The organism is Thermodesulfobacteriota bacterium, from assembly GCA_036397855.1.
Taxonomy (GTDB): domain Bacteria; phylum Desulfobacterota_D; class UBA1144; order Nemesobacterales; family CSP1-2; genus DASWID01.
Map to the genome: position 1 here is coordinate 14476 of DASWID010000035.1, position 15499 is coordinate 29974.

General features: G+C 43.1%; 16 protein-coding genes. All 16 read right to left on the reverse strand.

The genetic code is table 11. The annotated features are described in order from the left end of the window. Positions 1-32 precede the first annotated feature (32 nt). A complete protein-coding gene (gene sucC / locus VGA95_02935) occupies positions 33-1193 on the reverse strand; it encodes an ADP-forming succinate--CoA ligase subunit beta (protein HEX9665490.1) in 1161 nt (386 codons plus the stop codon). A 63-nt stretch (positions 1194-1256) separates the two neighbouring features. Beyond that, positions 1257-1610 (reverse strand): fumarate reductase subunit FrdD, encoded by a 354-nt coding sequence (gene frdD, locus VGA95_02940; GenBank protein HEX9665491.1) that lies wholly within the window; start codon positions 1608-1610, stop codon positions 1257-1259. A gap of 2 nt (positions 1611-1612) precedes the next feature. Next, positions 1613-1996, reverse strand: coding sequence for a fumarate reductase subunit C (locus VGA95_02945; protein HEX9665492.1), 384 nt, complete (start codon positions 1994-1996; stop codon positions 1613-1615). After that, entirely contained in the window at positions 1993-2751 is a 759-nt protein-coding gene (locus VGA95_02950) for a succinate dehydrogenase/fumarate reductase iron-sulfur subunit (GenBank protein ID HEX9665493.1), read from the reverse strand. The genes VGA95_02945 and VGA95_02950 overlap by 4 nt, the downstream gene beginning before the upstream one ends. Before the next feature lie 3 nt (positions 2752-2754). Then, on the reverse strand, positions 2755-4506 hold the full coding sequence (frdA, locus tag VGA95_02955) for a fumarate reductase (quinol) flavoprotein subunit (protein ID HEX9665494.1): 1752 nt from the start codon (positions 4504-4506) through the stop codon (positions 2755-2757). 204 nt (positions 4507-4710) lie between these two features. Next, positions 4711-5670, reverse strand: a complete 960-nt coding sequence (gene mdh, locus VGA95_02960; GenBank protein HEX9665495.1) for a malate dehydrogenase — start codon at positions 5668-5670, stop codon at positions 4711-4713. A 102-nt stretch (positions 5671-5772) separates the two neighbouring features. Further along, positions 5773-7020, reverse strand: coding sequence for an isocitrate dehydrogenase (NADP(+)) (gene icd, locus VGA95_02965; GenBank protein HEX9665496.1), 1248 nt, complete (start codon positions 7018-7020; stop codon positions 5773-5775). 74 nt (positions 7021-7094) lie between these two features. Beyond that, on the reverse strand, positions 7095-9782 hold the full coding sequence (acnA, locus tag VGA95_02970; GenBank protein HEX9665497.1) for an aconitate hydratase AcnA: 2688 nt from the start codon (positions 9780-9782) through the stop codon (positions 7095-7097). 192 nt (positions 9783-9974) lie between these two features. After that, positions 9975-11213: a beta-ketoacyl-ACP synthase II gene (fabF, locus tag VGA95_02975; protein ID HEX9665498.1), complete on the reverse strand. Its 1239-nt coding sequence runs from the start codon at positions 11211-11213 to the stop codon at positions 9975-9977. Next, the gene (acpP, locus tag VGA95_02980) at positions 11213-11464 is read right to left on the reverse strand and encodes an acyl carrier protein (protein HEX9665499.1); all 252 of its coding nucleotides are present in this window, start codon (positions 11462-11464) and stop codon (positions 11213-11215) included. Before acpP ends, fabF begins: the two co-directional genes overlap by 1 nt. A gap of 25 nt (positions 11465-11489) precedes the next feature. Next, positions 11490-12233 (reverse strand): 3-oxoacyl-[acyl-carrier-protein] reductase, encoded by a 744-nt coding sequence (gene fabG / locus VGA95_02985; protein HEX9665500.1) that lies wholly within the window; start codon positions 12231-12233, stop codon positions 11490-11492. Continuing rightward, positions 12223-13155 (reverse strand): ACP S-malonyltransferase, encoded by a 933-nt coding sequence (fabD, locus tag VGA95_02990; GenBank protein HEX9665501.1) that lies wholly within the window; start codon positions 13153-13155, stop codon positions 12223-12225. Before fabD ends, fabG begins: the two co-directional genes overlap by 11 nt. Positions 13156-13190: 35 nt before the next feature. Beyond that, on the reverse strand, positions 13191-13373 hold the full coding sequence (gene rpmF, locus VGA95_02995) for a 50S ribosomal protein L32 (protein ID HEX9665502.1): 183 nt from the start codon (positions 13371-13373) through the stop codon (positions 13191-13193). A 16-nt stretch (positions 13374-13389) separates the two neighbouring features. Next, positions 13390-13905, reverse strand: a complete 516-nt coding sequence (locus tag VGA95_03000) for a DUF177 domain-containing protein (GenBank protein ID HEX9665503.1) — start codon at positions 13903-13905, stop codon at positions 13390-13392. Positions 13906-13983: 78 nt separating this feature from the next. Further along, a complete protein-coding gene (locus VGA95_03005) occupies positions 13984-14952 on the reverse strand; it encodes an oligopeptide/dipeptide ABC transporter ATP-binding protein (GenBank protein ID HEX9665504.1) in 969 nt (322 codons plus the stop codon). Further along, the coding region (locus VGA95_03010; protein ID HEX9665505.1) for an ABC transporter ATP-binding protein at positions 14953-15499 on the reverse strand (547 nt) is incomplete at its 5' end. It abuts the gene before it with no gap.

Genomic DNA, 15499 nt, shown 5'->3' on the forward strand with positions numbered 1-15499 from the left:
TGTATCGATATATGCGATAATTGATGATAAACCTATTTGGCAGCCGACACTACTCGTGCAGCTGCTTCCTGCATATCGGCTCCCGTGAGAATATTTAGCCCGGATTCGGATAACATTTTCCTTCCAAGTTCTACATTGGTGCCCTCGAGCCTAACAACAAGTGGTACATTTATTCCAACATCCTTCACGGCGGTGATTATGCCAGCTGCTATGGTGTCGCATTTCATTATGCCACCAAATATATTCACAAAAATGGCTTTAACGTTCGGATCGCTTAGGATCATCTTGAATGCCTGGGTCACTTGTTCCGAGTCTGCACCACCTCCAACATCCAAGAAATTAGCCGGTTCGCCACCATAGTACTTAATAATGTCCATAGTCGCCATTGCCAGGCCGGCCCCATTAACAAGGCATCCTATGTTGCCACTTAGTTTGACATAGCTGATTTCCCAAGATTTCGCCTCGAGTTCAGCTGGATCCTCTTCGTCAGGATCATGCAGCTTTTCAATTTCAGGATGACGAAATAAGGCGTTATCGTCAAAGTTAAGCTTTGCATCCAATGCTAAAACCTCTTCTTCGTTCGTAACAATAAGCGGATTGATCTCAGCAAGAGAGCAATCATTTTCAATAAAAGCTTTATAGAGACCCGTGATTAGATTAACTGCTTTGTTTACTACTTTTCCTTCGAAACCCAAAAAATATGCTATTCTTCTGCACTGAAATGGAAGAAGACCCAGAGAAGGGTCCACATATTCTTTGATAATCCTTTCAGGGTGTGTTTTTGCAATCTCTTCAATTTCTACTCCACCCTCCCCGCTCGCCATTATGACGATTCTTTCTTTTTCCCTATCGATTACCATTCCCAAATAACATTCTCTCCTAATCTCGGAAGCCTCTTCTATCAATACCTTTCTAACTATCTTACCTTCTGGTCCAGTCTGATGTGTTACGAGACCCATTCCAATCAGTTCAGACACTATCTGAGGGATTTCAGTTGGAGAATTAGAAAGTTTTATTCCGCCGCCTTTGCCTCTACCACCTGCATGTATTTGCGCCTTTACAACATATTTATTTACACCTAGATCCTTTGCTATTTGTTCAGCCTCATCTTCGCTAAAAGCAACTTTTCCAATCGGCACCTTTACCCCATACTTAGAAAGCAATTCCTTTGCTTGATACTCATGAATGTTCAAAGAACAAGTGCCTCCTCGAAATCTAATAGGTTTAATTTAGATGCTTTAGAAATTATCAAAATTTTATGATAAATTCCATAGAACAACGGCTGTTATTATTGTCCCAAAAATAGCAAAACCGTAACAAAAAACGGAAATGACCGGTCGAATTTTCATCAGTCCGACATCGGCCAGAATAGAACGGAACCTATGCGCAAAAGTAAAGAGTGGAAAGACAATTAAGCAGAAAACCAAAAGCCTCACAATTGGATGAGCCGCTGCTTCGTGAATTCTTTCGAAAGCAAAAGCTTCTTCTCCGGTGAGCGAGGACGGCAAGATTAGACCGGTAATTACTATAAATATTGGGATGAAAATGGCAGAAACTACTCCCCCTGCCGCAAATAAGGACCACCAAATTGGTTCATTTGATTTGCTCATTCTTATACCACCGAGATTATCCAGGCCAGGATAGCGGACACGACCACCCATGCAAAGAAATTAGCCCCCGATATCAGAAATGAAGGTATTTGCTCCTCTCCAATCCTTAAGATCATTATCTTTGGAGTAAGCTTAAACCAAGTAATACTGTGATAGACAGCGAAAATGAAGACAATCACGTGAAGCGCAATTGATAAGGGTGACTTTAATGCCTCGATCAATGCGTAATAGGCGTCAGGCCCCTGGGAGAGTCTATACAAGAAATATAGAAGAAAAATACAATACCCAGCAACAAATATTGAGGTGAATTCTCTCACCATAAAAAAGAAGTAGGAGCTCTTATTCAACCACCAGGTATTTGGGTAGCGACGAACGTAAGACTTCATTTTCTCCTTCCTCCCCAAGGAATTATCACACTCTTAAAATAATCAATGGTTCCAGAAACCTTACCCCTCTGAATAGCAGCCGCTGGATCGACATTCTTTGGACAAACCCGTGAGCACTCGCCAACAAAGGTGCATTCCCAAACCCCCTCATTACTCGCGATGACTTCCTGCCTGATTTCACGGCCCTGATCGCGGGAATCCATGTTGTATCGCTGTGCCAGGGCTATTGCCGCGGGACCGATAAATGAGTTATCAATGCAGTACACAGGACAGGCAGCGTAACAAAGCATGCAATTGATACACATAGAGTACTGCTTGTATGCAGCGAGTTCAGCCGGTGTTTGCAGATATTCTCCTTCTTCCAGTGATTTTTCCTCTCCCTCTTTTCGAATGATCCAAGGCTTGATTTCTTCCAATTTAGTTATGAAGTCGTCCATCACGATGACTAAATCCCTCTGAATAGGAAATCCATTCAGTGGTTCAACTCTAACCTTGGCGGGATAATAATCTTTAAGAAATGCTGCGCAGGTGAGCTTTGGTATACCGTTAACCATCATTCCGCAACTCCCACACACACCCATCCTACAGGACCAACGGTAGGACAATGACCCATCTATATTATCCTTTATATAATTAATGGCATCGAGAACGACCCACTCCTGCTTGAAAGGTATTACATAGGTTTGAAAAGAAGGCTTTTGGTCCTGTTCCGGCCGATAGCGCAGGACCTCCAATTCCATAGTCCTCTCTGTCATATGTTATCTCCCATACACTCGCTCTTCGGGGGGCCAGCTCGTGATTACGACATCTTTATACTCTATTTTGGGCCCGTCAGGTGTCCGCAATGCAAGAGAGTGCTTTAAGAATTCCTTATCATTGCGATTTGTAAAATCCGTTCGCTGATGTGACCCACGGCTTTCTGTCCGTGCAAGCGCGCTATGAGCTATAGCCTGAGCGACATCTATCATGAAATCCAGCTCAAGCGCCGAAACAAGTTCTGTATTAAATGTGAGACTCCTATCTTCAATTATTATATTACTGAATCGACCGCGGATTTCAGCCAAGGTGTTACAGGTATCTTTCAAGCTATTCTCGGATCTATAAATTCCTGCGCCTGTCTCCATTTCCTTCGTCATTTCCTGCCTTAGATCTGCTATGCGTTCTGTGCCACCTTGCTTACCTATGAAGTTATTTTTAATTTTTGTCTGCTCATCTGCACCCTGTTTCTGCAGTGAATCCATTTTCGCTTCGGTGTGTTCCGCAGCAAATCTAGACGCCGACCTTCCAGCCCTAGCTCCGAAGACGAGAAGTTCGGTGAGAGAATTTGAACCCAGCCTATTAGCGCCGTTTATTGAAACACATGCAACCTCTCCAGCCGCGAATAGCCCTGGTAAAGTAGTTGCACCATCGTTATCAGTATCTATACCACCCATAAAGTAATGAGCAACAGGGCGTACAGGTATGGGATAGTACACGGGGTCTATTCCAACATATTTAGAAGCAAGCTCCCTTACGAATGGTATTTTCTTATTTATTTTTTTCTCACCAAGGTGTCTTACATCCAGGTGAACATAGTCACCGAATTCACCAGTGAACGTCCTCCCCTTTTCAACCTCTTTAATGAAGGCCTGGCTAAGTCGGTCTCGAGGCCCAAGCTCCATACTCTTTTTCACAGGATGGTCGGGGTGAGAGACATCTAAGGGTTTACCCAGATCGTAGTCCTGTAGATATCTATAGCCTTCTTTGTTTACCAATATCCCACCCTCCCCGCGAGCAGCCTCAGTGATCAGTATTCCAGTTCCAGGAAGACCCGTTGGGTGATATTGTACAAATTCCATATCCTTTAAAGCTACGCCGGCACGATAGGCTAAAGCCATTCCATCGCCGGTTTTAATTGCCCCATTCGTTGTAAACGGAAATACGCGACCGGCCCCGCCGGTGCATATTATCACCGCCTTAGCGGCAATTGCCTCAACATTACCGGTCCTCAATTCCAATGCTGTTATTCCCTGGCATCTGCCATCTTCAACCAGAATATTTGTTGCAAACCACTCGTCGTATGGAGTTATGTTCCCATATTTCAATGAGGTTTGGTATAATGTGTGGAGCATATGAAAACCGGTTTTGTCAGCGGCAAACCATGTACGTTCAATTTTCATCCCACCAAATGGCCGTACAGCCACCTTTCCATTCGGCTCTCGGCTCCACGGACAACCCCAATGTTCTAACTGAATCATCTCATTAGGTGCTTCCTTAACAAACAGTTCCACGGCATCCTGATCTGCCAACCAATCACTTCCTCCCACGGTATCCCTAAAATGGTCATCCAGGCTGTCATTATCCTTAATCACCGCGGCGGCTCCACCCTCTGCAGACACGGTATGGCTACGCATAGGATATACTTTACTGACCATTGCAACGCTGAAATTTGGGTTTTCCTCGGCAACTGCTATAGCGGCGCGTAACCCAGCACCACCACCTCCAACAATGATAACGTCATGTACTGGCATCTTTATTTATCCTAGTTTTCTTGTGAAGTTGAACGAATCTAAACGAGACGAGGAGATTTGTAACTCATTCCCACATACTCGGGGGTCAAAGTATAATAATTTTATATGGAAAGTCAAGAAGGCGGAAGTTGAACCTTGCAATAAGAAATTCATGTCATTCTACAAAACACTGTTTCGGTCTGATTATTCTTATTTCAGAATAACTTACTCTGATTTTAAATCTTTTAGAAGTCCTAATTCATGTATTCTTTCAATTAGTTCTTTTACATGATTGGCTGAAACATGGAGTTTATCGAGTTCTTCTTTTGTGAGGTCTATTTCGAAAATCTCTTCAACCCCTGCTCTCCCAAGTTTTACCGGCAGTCCTACAAACGCATCCTTAATCCCATATTTGCCGCTTGCCAAGACGCAGCATGGGAGGATTTTCTTCTTGTCTTTAAGTATTGCCTCTACCATTTCCGCTGTTGAAGCGGCAGGTGCATAGAAGGCGCTGCCAGTTTTTAACAACTTAACAATTTCCGCACCACCATCACGTGTCCTCTGAATGATCGAATTAATCCGCTCTTCAGGAAGTAGTTCGGTAATAGGAACGCCAGCAACTGTAGTGTATCTCGCAAGCGGCACCATGTCATCTCCATGTCCACCAAGGACAAATGCATGAATGTTTTCTACGGAAACACCGAGCTCCATAGCTATAAAGGTTCTGAATCTTGTAGAGTCCAGCACACCTGCCATTCCCATTATTCTTCCCCCGGAAAACTTGCTGACCTTGTGAGCTACATAAACCATTGCATCGAGAGGGTTAGTCACCAATATTAAAATTGAATCTGGTGATCTCTTTATGACCTCGCCTGTCACTTCTTTTACTATCTTGGCATTTGTTGACAGGAGATCGTCTCTACTCATTCCGGGTTTTCTCGGAATACCAGATGTGATGACCACGATGTCCGAATCCTTTGTGTCATCGTAGCTGTTGGTCCCTTTAATATTCACGTCATATCCTGAGATTGGACCCATTTCCATGAGATCTAAAGCCTTTCCCTGGGGCATATCTTCTATGATATCCACAAGGACGACATCTCCAAGCTCCAATTCTGCGATTTTAAACGCAGTGGTTGCCCCTACGTTACCGGCTCCTATGATAGAAACTTTAGGTCTGCTCATATTTCACCCCCCAATGACTGATTTCATTCTTAAGTTGGTATATATGACTATATTTAAGAATCTTGATTTTAGACAAGATTAGATATTGTATTTATCCCAAATTCAAACCTGATCCATGTTTTCTACAATCTTTTCACCAAACTGAGAACACTTAAGCAGGGTTGCGCCTTCAATCTGTCTATGGAGATCGTACGTTACGGTTTTTTTAATGATTGTTTTTTCCAAGGCTTTGACAATCAGGTCCGCAGCTTCCTTCCAACCAAGGTACTGTAACATCATCACGCCAGAGAGAATCACAGAGCCGGGATTCACCTTATCTTGGCCGGCATACTTGGGTGCGGTTCCGTGGGTCGCTTCAAACACTGCATAGGAATCCCCTATATTTCCGCCCGGTGCCATACCCAAACCTCCGACCTGCGCAGCGCAAGCATCGGAGAGGTAATCTCCATTTAGGTTTGGTGTTGTTACTATATCATACTCATCCGTTCTTGTCAGGATCTGCTGAAACATGCTGTCAGCAATCCTGTCTTTAATGACAATTTTGCTATCCGGCGTCTTTCCGCCATGTTTCTCCCAGAGTTCGTCTTCGGTAATAGTCACATCACCAAATTCCTCCCTTGCCAATTCATATCCCCAATCCCTGAAGGCGCCTTCGGTAAATTTCATGATATTGCCCTTATGCATCAATGTTACGCTTTTTCTATCGTACTCCATCGCGTATTGTATAGCTTTTCTTACAAGCCTCTTCGTACCAAACGAACTTATCGGCTTAATGCCAATTCCTGAGCCCGGTCGTATAGTTACATTTAGGTTTTTGGTCAGAAAATCAATTACCTTATTTGCTTCATCTGAATTACTCTGCCATTCAATGCCCGCATAAAGATCCTCGGTGTTTTCACGAAATATTACTAAATCCATCAATTCTGGCCTTTTAACTGGCGAGGGTGTACCCTTAAAGTATCTGACCGGTCGGACACACGCATAGAGATCAAGAATCTGTCTGAGGGCCACGTTTAAGCTACGAATACCTCCTCCTACAGGTGTGGTCAGGGGGCCCTTGATCGCAACAATATATCCCTTTATGCCTTCTAGGGTTTCCGAAGGAAGCCAGTTGCCGGTCTTGTCAAATGCTTTTTCTCCAGCGAGTACTTCATGCCATACGATCTTGTTCTTACCATCATATGCTTTTTTCACGGCGGCATCGAATACGATCTGAGAAGCGTGCCAGATATCTGGACCAGTCCCATCACCCTCAATATAAGGGATAATAGGGTTGTCGGGCACAATAAGACTTCCATCTTCCTTATTGATTTCTATTCTTCGTCCTTCACTAAGATTTGTAGTTGTCATTGTAAGAGACCCTCATAGTAATAGATAATCGGAATTGAAAATATAAATCAAAATAAACCTATTTCAACATAAGTTCATATCATTTGTCTGAGAACAGTCTGTAATATACCCCCATTGCGGTAGTATTCCACTTCAATTGGGCTGTCTAACCGACATATTGCTTTAAAGGTTTTCACCTTACCGTCCCCATCGGTAACCCTAACTGTGACTTCTTTCCCCGGGGAGAGTGTTTCGGAAATCCCGGCTATATCATAATCTTCAAAGCCCGAGAGTGTATGTATGTCCCTTGATTCACCTGGTTTAAACTGAAGTGGTAATACCCCCATACCGACCAAATTGCTTCTGTGGATCCGTTCGTAACTTTCCGCAAGTACAGCTTTAATACCGAGAAGCGCTGTACCCTTAGCAGCCCAGTCGCGCGAGCTGCCGGTACCATATTCTTTTCCACCTATTACTATAAGCGGCGTGCCTTGTTCCCGATATTTCTCAGACGCATCATAGATGTTCATCCTCTCATTTGTTGGCAGGTGGATTGTCCATCCACCTTCGACTCCCGGAACCAATAGGTTTCTTAATCTGATATTGCCAAATGTGCCACGAATCATGACCTCATGGTTACCTCGACGGGATCCAAAGCTGTTAAAGTCAATAGGTTTAACACCCTGTTCAATCAAGAATTTCCCTGCAGGACCATCTTTTGGTATAGAACCGGCCGGCGAAATGTGGTCGGTAGTAACCGAATCTCCCAGAAGTGCCAGAACCTTTGCAGACTTTATGTCGTTGAGTTTTGGTAGTTCACTAGAGAAATCAAAAAAGTACGGCGGCTCTTGTATGTAAGTTGATCCAGGGTCCCACCTATATTGTCCGCCCTCTGGAGTAGAAAAGGATTTCCAAGTCTTATCACCTTCAAAGACATGTGAGTATTGAGCTCTAAAAAGCTCAGGATTCAGTGCCCTTTCAATAGTGCTTCTAATTTCCTCTTCTGATGGCCAAACGTCCTTCAAGTAAACCGGGTTCCTACTTCCATCATACCCGATAGGTTCATTATAAACATCTATGTCAACTGTTCCGGCAAGGGCGAAGGCTACAACAAGGGGTGGTGAAGCAAGGTATGAAAATTTTACAAACGGGTGAATTCTACCCTCGAAATTCCTATTACCACTTAGTACAGCAGCACAAGTGAGGTCATGTGTTCTAATCGCTTCTTCAATTGGTCCGGGGAGTGGTCCGCTATTTCCGATACAAGTAGTACAACCGTAACCCACTAGGTTAAACCCCAACTTCTCTAAGTAAGGAGTGAGTCCTGAAGCTTCGAGATAGTCAGTAACGACCCTCGAGCCAGGGGCAAGGCTTGTTTTAACCGTAGGATTAACACTAATACCACGTTCAACAGCTTTTTTTGCGAGCAGACCAGCAGCAACCATTACGGAGGGATTTGACGTGTTTGTACAGCTTGTAATAGCTGAAATTACAACTGAGCCATTTGATAATTGACACTTTCCATCACCGATCTCGACTTCAACACTTTTGTCAATTTTATCGCTGTCATTACTCAATCTGGCTTTTAAACTATTCTTATAGGACTGTTTCAGGCTCCTTAGTGAAACCCGATCTTGAGGTCTTGTTGGTCCTGCTAGTGATGGCTCAGTGGTAGATAAATCGAGTTCTATTAAATCATTATAAACAGAGTCATCCATATGATCTGTCCTAAACATTCCCTGCTCTTTATTATAGGCTTCCACAAGCTCTACAAGTTGTCTGTCACGCCCTGTCATCTTCAGATATCTCAGTGTTTCTTCATCGACAGGAAAGAATCCCATTGTTGCACCGTATTCTGGAGCCATATTTGCTATTGTCGCCTTATCTGATAGGCTCAAGTGGCTGAGGCCAGGACCGAAGAATTCTACAAACTTACCCACTACGCCCTTCTTCCTGAGCATTTCTGTCACAGTCAATACGAGATCCGTAGCAGTCACTCCTTGCGGTAAAAATCCACTTAGTTTGAATCCCACAACTTCAGGAACAAGCATATAAAGGGGTTGTCCTAACATGCATGCCTCTGCTTCTATACCCCCTACCCCCCATCCGAGGACACTCAATCCATTGATCATGGTTGTGTGGGAATCAGTACCAACAAGAGTGTCTGGAAATGCAACGGTTTCTCCATTAATTTCGCATGTGCCAACGACGCGTGCAAGGCATTCTAGATTAACCTGATGAACGATGCCAGTACCTGGGGGTACAACACGAAAATTATCAAATGCACTCTGAGCCCATCGTAGAAAAGCATACCTCTCGCCGTTTCTTGCGTACTCAATCTCTACATTTCTTGAGAAAGAGTCTGAAGTAGCAAAGAAATCCACCTGAACTGAGTGATCAATGACAAGATCAACAGGAACGATCGGATTAATTCGACTTGGATCGCCACCCATCCTTTTAACAACTGATCGCATCGCAGCAAGGTCGACGACACAAGGCACACCCGTAAAATCCTGAAGGATTACGCGGGTTGGCTTAAACGGTATTTCTTCGGGTTTGTGTTTTTCAGGACTCCAAGTTGAAAGGTTATTTATATGATCGAAGTTTACTGTCGTCCCGTCAAAATTACGGATTAAATTTTCTATGAGGATCTTAATTGAGATAGGGAATCTTGAAATATTAATTCCCAAATTGCTTTCAAGAAGCTCAAGAGAATAGAAGTTAATCACTCCCTCAGTTGTTTTAAATTTCGTGTATGTCGCTCGCTTCAGATTTTCACTCAATTTTATTCACCATACGAATTTAACGTGCAATCAATCACTCTTCGGGAAATAAACACAATTGTATCATGTTTAAAAATTACCGAATTATATTAAATACTCAAATTATACTAATTCAAAATTTGTAAGGTTTGAAAATAGTTGAATAAGGATACCGAGTGTTTCAAGTTCAGAAAAGATTTCAGCTCTATTTTATCATTCGAATCTTTTGAAAGCTAAACACCCATTAGTGCCACCGAAACCGAATGAGTTGCTAAGAGCATAATTAATCTTTTGTTCCCTTGCTTGATTGGGTACATAATCTAGATCACAGTCAGGGTCCGGATGGTCCAAATTGATTGTTGGCGGAATTATGCCGTGATAGAGTGAAAGAACAGTGAAAGCCGATTCTATACCCCCAGCGGCTCCAAGTAGATGGCCGGTCATAGATTTCGTTGAACTCACCGGCACATTATAAGCATGACTTTTAAATACCTCTTTAATTGCTCGGGTTTCATTTACATCATTTTGAGGTGTGGACGTGCCATGCGCATTTATATAATCGACATCTTCGGGGTTTAATCCCGCGTCATTGAGTGCAATCCTCATGCATCTTATGGGACCGTCAAGTGTGGGTGACGTAATATGATTCGCATCAGCACTCATCCCAAACCCGATGAGTTCGGCATATATCCTCGCTCCACGCTTTTTTGCATACTCAAGTTCTTCAAGGATTACAGTCCCGCCGCCTTCCGACATGACAAATCCATCACGCTCCCTATCAAACGGTCTGGATGCTCTATGAGGTTCGTCATTTCTCGTTGACAGTGCTCGCATCGCATTAAATCCAGCGACAGCAATTGTTATTATGGGTGCTTCTGTTCCTCCCGCGATCATTATATCTGCATCGCCCCTTTCAATCATTTGTGCCGCATAGCCTATTGCGTGGGCGCTTGCAGCGCATGCGGTTGTTGTACAACAATTTGGTCCTTTAGCATTAAAGCGGATAGATACCAATCCCGCTGCCATATTTGAAATCATTGATGGAATAAAAAATGGAGATATACGGCTTGGCCCTTTTTCAAGGAGTACAAAATGAGTGTTAACAAGTGTCTCCATACCCCCAATTCCACTAGCTATAAGTGTTCCAACATGTGGAGATAGCTCGTCTGTGATCTCAAGATTTGCGTCGTCAAGAGCCAGTTTTGTTGCGGCGATTGCAAAGTGAATGAATCGATCTGCTTTTTTTAAATCCTTAGAATCCATAAAACCATTTGGGTCAAAATCCAGAACCTCACCAGCAATGTGTGTTTTCAAGTCAGCGGCTACTGGGTCAAATTTTTGGATAGTTCGCACCCCCGATCGACCTTCACATATACCATCCCAGGTTAATTTGTTTCCGCTCCCCAATGGCGTTATCAAGCCAATTCCAGTGACCGCGACCCTTCTTTTCATTATTTTTTTCGCTCCATGATAAAATTGATAGCATCTTGGACAGTAACAATACTCTCAGCGTCTTCATCGGCTATTTCAAGTCCAAACTTGTCTTCCATTGACATAATGAGTTCAACCAAATCAAGGGAATCTGCTCCTAAATCCTCTATAAAAGAAGATTCCGGAGTAATCTCATCCTCTGACTTTCCAAGCTGGCTTGCTATCATTTTTTTTACTGCGCTCACTATTTCTTGGTCAACTTGAGTTGCCATTTTCTCATCCTCCTAAATATATTTTTTATGTGTATAATCCACCATTCACTTTTATTACATCGCCAGTTATGTAAGACGCATCATCAGATGCCAGAAACATAACTGCCTTCGCTACATCATCCGGTTTTCCAAATCTCCCGAGTGGAATAGCCTCAATGTAAGCGTCTCTTATCTTCTGTGAAAGGTCTTGAGTTATATCGGTCTCGATGAACCCAGGACTCACCGCGTTTACGGTAATATTCCTTGATCCGAGCTCTTTAGCCGTTGATTTTGTAAACCCAATTATACCTGCCTTTGATGCGGAGTAATTGGTTTGTCCCACATTGCCCATCTCTCCAACGACAGATGTTATGTTTATAATCCTACCATATCGCTGTTTCACCATAATTTTCGATGCTGCTTTTGTGCAATTAAATACGCCTTTCAGATTTACCGAGAGAACTTCGTCCCAGTCATTTTCTTTCATCCTTAGTAAAAGCCCGTCCCTAGTTATACCAGCGTTGTTTACTAGAATATGCAGGCCCCCGAGTTCTTCGGTAATTTTATCGATTTCCTCCTGAACCCGAGCGAAATCAGAAACATTGAAACCGCTTAGTCTACACTTTCCTCCGGAATTTACTATAGTATTTGATACTTCTTCTGCAGCCGATACGTTTTGGTTATAATTTACTATCACATAAGCACCAAGGGATGAAAGTTCAAGGGCAATAGCCTTGCCAATCCCTCTAGAAGCACCGGTAATTAGAGCAATCTTATTATTAAAATTCATTTTCTCTCAGCGACTCTAAGCTACTTATATTTTCCACATTTAATACAATCGGATCCGGAATTGATCTTTTAATTAAGCCGGAGAGTATTTTCCCTGGGCCTATTTCTAAAAATCTCCTTACGCCTACATCGTATAACAGCTTGATAGATTCATACCATTGTACAGGGCTTTTAACTTGATCAACGAGTATACCCTTTGTCTTTGCCGGGTCGGTATTTAATTTAGCATCAACATTAGTAACAACCGGTATTTTATATTTTGAAATCTCGATTTTTTCTAGATCCCTACCGAGTTTTTCCGCTGCGGGGGCCATGAGTGGACAATGAAAAGGAGCACTCACTTCAAGAGGAATCACCCTTTTCGCTCCATTCGATCTCGCTAACTCAGTAGCCCTGTCAACAGCCTCTTTATTGCCGGAAATCACTGTCTGGCTCGGGGCATTGTAATTAGCAGGACTTACTATAGATCCATTTATAGAGGCCTCGCTGCAGATTTTCTCCACCTCATGCTTCTGGAGTCCTATGATGGCGGACATTGCGCCAACACCTAACGCGACTGCATTCTGCATATATTCCCCACGTTTTCTTACAATCCATACGGCGTCTTTAAAATCCATTGCTTCACTCGCAACAAGCGCGGTGTACTCACCCAAACTATGACCGGCCACATAATCCGCCTTTATATCGGTTTCCTCAGAAAGCACTCTCAATGCAGCTACACTCATCGTAAGAATTGCCGGCTGAGCATTAACCGTGAGTGTTAACTCCCCATTACGGTCTTCAAAACAGACCCTGCAAAGATCAACTCCAGTCACATCACTGGCCTCTTCAAATGTCGTTCGAGCAATTTTAAATGTGCTGTAAAGATCCTGCCCCATCCCCACATATTGAGACCCTTGTCCAGGAAATACAAATGCTTTCATCAAATTCAAGCCCTTCTTTCATGCCTTCGAAAAGCTTAGACTTCTGGTTCTTTCTTAAAGGTTCTTCCTTTATAGAAACCACAACTCTTACATATCCTGTGCGGTGATTTCATTTCACCACAATTTGGGCAAATTGATAAACCCGGACGTGTTAGCTTATAATGAGTTCTGCGTTTTGCAGATCTTGATTTGGAAATTTTTCTCTTCGGAAGTGCCATCTGAGTTCTCCATGGTTTATAATTTTACGTTTCTGAGAGCGGCGAGTTTTGGATCCATCCAGCCATCCTCGCATGAGCAACTGGCTGAATTCAGGTTTACAGCGCAATTTTGACAGAGACCGCGGCACTGTTCGCCGCATAGTATCTTCACGGGAATCGACATCGCGATAATCTCTCTAAGGTGCCCGCTGAGATCAATTTCATTTCCATCATAACTCTCGTAGTCCGCCACGTCATCCCCTTCAATTTCGGATCGATTTGGCAGGAGAGTTAAATTTATTTCCGGTTTAAGATTAGATTCAACACGATCAAGGCATCTTGCACATGGAGAAACGATAGAAAAACTGACGGTCCCCCGTACATGAATTTCATTTAGCACCTTTGAGACGTAGAGATCAATGTAATAATCTGAAGATATGCACATTCCTTCCTTACCCGACACTATATCAGGCGCGTTTACCAACCAGCCAGGCTCTTTAGATAGATTTAGACTTAATCCATCGTTACCGATATCAGAAACCTTAAATTTCATCTTGTATTATGCTTTAAAGATTAAATATAAAATGATAATATAACTTTCGGTATTTGCAAGTTTATTAAGACTTAATTACTAAGCCAAGTGACAGGAAACTAAATGACCACCACCTGCATCACGCAGGACCGGCTCCTCGCTTTTACACTTCTCTATAGCTATTGGGCAACGTGGATGAAAACTGCAACCGGCAGGAGGGTTTATCGGATTTGGCACATCTCCTGAAAGGGTTACCCTTTTTCGTTTTATTTTAGGATCAGGCAAAGGGACAGAGGAGAGTATAACTTTCGTATAGGGGTGTAGTGGATTCCTGTAAAGCTCCTCGCTTCTTGCCAGCTCTACTATTTTGCCAAGATACATCACAGCAACCCTATTGCTAATGTGTTTTATTACCCTTAGGTCATGAGATATGAATAGATAAGTAAGATTAAATTTTTCCTGCAGCGACATAAGGAGGTTTATAATCTGTGCCTGTACTGAAACGTCAAGCGAAGAGACAGGCTCATCGCAGACTATAAATCTAGGTCTTACGGCCAGCGTACGTGCAATAGCTATTCTCTGACGTTGTCCACCGCTGAATTCATGTGGATAGCGTGTGAGTGCATCTTCCTTCAGACCCACTATCTCGATGAGTCGTTTGATCTCGTCTTTCATGCATGTTCGAATACCTATCCCATGAATGAGTATTCCTTCGCCAACTATGCTTTCGACCTTCATTCTCGGATTTAGGGAGCCATATGGGTCCTGAAAGATTATCTGTACAAATCGCCTTAGACGACGCATTTTCCCGGTACTGTATTCGGTTATATCATCACCATCATAGAATATGCTACCTTCAGTGGGCTCTAGTAATTTTATAATTGTCTTCCCAAGAGTAGTCTTTCCGCATCCACTCTCACCTACCAGTCCGAGGGTTTCACCTTCATAAATATCGAGATCAATTCCATCTACGGCTCTGACAAAATTACCTATACTTGAGAATATGCCGGTTCTGACGGGGAAGTACTTTTTGAGTTTTTCCAGCCTTATAAGCGCGGGAATATCCATTTATAGACCTTGAATCAATTCTTCGGACCTAAAACATGCGGCATAATGCATATTATCTACCCGTTCGAGGGGGGGTTCATTGATCCTACATATATCTATCACATACGGACATCGATCTTGGAACCTGCACGCCGATGGAAATTCATTTGGGCTCGGTATCGTACCTGGAATCGCATTTAGTTTTTGCTTGTGGTCATTTAGCCTCGGGATAGAGTTCATTAGCCCTCTTGTATAAGGATGAGATGGTGAATCAAACAGATCAATTACAGAAGCATGCTCAACAATCTTCCCAGCGTACATAACATAAACATAATCGGCAACCTCGGCAACAATTCCGAGGTCATGAGTTATCAACAGAACGGACATGCCCATCTTTTCTTTGAGCTCGTTTATCAATTCAAGAATCCCAGCTTGAATCGTTACATCGAGTGCAGTAGTGGGTTCGTCAGCGATGAGGAGCTGTGGATGACACGCAAGAGCCATTGCAATCATGACCCTTTGACACATCCCACCACTTAATTCATGTGGATAACTATTCAGTCTTTTC

What these genes read in the sequence shown, in the direction of transcription:
- frdD (HEX9665491.1), bottom strand. Translation starts at nt 1,610, where the DNA reads ATGAGCAAATCAAATGAACCAATTTGGTGGTCCTTATTTGCGGCAGGG.
- VGA95_02945 (HEX9665492.1), bottom strand. Translation starts at nt 1,996, where the DNA reads ATGAAGTCTTACGTTCGTCGCTACCCAAATACCTGGTGGTTGAATAAG.
- VGA95_02950 (HEX9665493.1), bottom strand. Translation starts at nt 2,751, where the DNA reads ATGACAGAGAGGACTATGGAATTGGAGGTCCTGCGCTATCGGCCGGAA.
- frdA (HEX9665494.1), bottom strand. Translation starts at nt 4,506, where the DNA reads ATGCCAGTACATGACGTTATCATTGTTGGAGGTGGTGGTGCTGGGTTA.
- mdh (HEX9665495.1), bottom strand. Translation starts at nt 5,670, where the DNA reads ATGAGCAGACCTAAAGTTTCTATCATAGGAGCCGGTAACGTAGGGGCA.
- icd (HEX9665496.1), bottom strand. Translation starts at nt 7,020, where the DNA reads ATGACAACTACAAATCTTAGTGAAGGACGAAGAATAGAAATCAATAAG.
- fabF (HEX9665498.1), bottom strand. Translation starts at nt 11,213, where the DNA reads ATGAAAAGAAGGGTCGCGGTCACTGGAATTGGCTTGATAACGCCATTG.
- acpP (HEX9665499.1), bottom strand. Translation starts at nt 11,464, where the DNA reads ATGGCAACTCAAGTTGACCAAGAAATAGTGAGCGCAGTAAAAAAAATG.
- fabG (HEX9665500.1), bottom strand. Translation starts at nt 12,233, where the DNA reads ATGAATTTTAATAATAAGATTGCTCTAATTACCGGTGCTTCTAGAGGG.
- fabD (HEX9665501.1), bottom strand. Translation starts at nt 13,155, where the DNA reads ATGAAAGCATTTGTATTTCCTGGACAAGGGTCTCAATATGTGGGGATG.
- rpmF (HEX9665502.1), bottom strand. Translation starts at nt 13,373, where the DNA reads ATGGCACTTCCGAAGAGAAAAATTTCCAAATCAAGATCTGCAAAACGC.
- VGA95_03000 (HEX9665503.1), bottom strand. Translation starts at nt 13,905, where the DNA reads ATGAAATTTAAGGTTTCTGATATCGGTAACGATGGATTAAGTCTAAAT.
- VGA95_03005 (HEX9665504.1), bottom strand. Translation starts at nt 14,952, where the DNA reads ATGGATATTCCCGCGCTTATAAGGCTGGAAAAACTCAAAAAGTACTTC.